General features: G+C 63.2%; 1 pseudogene. It reads right to left on the reverse strand.

Going from position 1 to position 223, the window contains the following annotated elements:
- Positions 1–223 (reverse strand): annotated as a pseudogene (locus tag E4K09_RS18160) (glutathione-dependent formaldehyde dehydrogenase); the annotation flags it as partial.

Consider the following 223-nt stretch of genomic DNA (forward strand, 5'->3'; position numbering starts at 1 on the left):
AGATCGTCGGTCCAGCGGTTCACATGGGTCTGACCAGTGCGGATCGTGAGCCCCTTGTTCATGATCGCCCCGAAGGGGATCTTGTCGAGAAGCCCGCCATAGACGCCGGGACTGGAGAGCGTCCCCGCCGGACGGCACACATAGGCCATCTCGCGCAGCACGTGCGGACGGTCCGTTTCCATCATAGTCGCCTGCTTGACCCGGTCGTACATGGCGTCGATGG

The organism is Microvirga pakistanensis, from assembly GCF_004458765.1.
Lineage (GTDB): Bacteria > Pseudomonadota > Alphaproteobacteria > Rhizobiales > Beijerinckiaceae > Microvirga > Microvirga pakistanensis.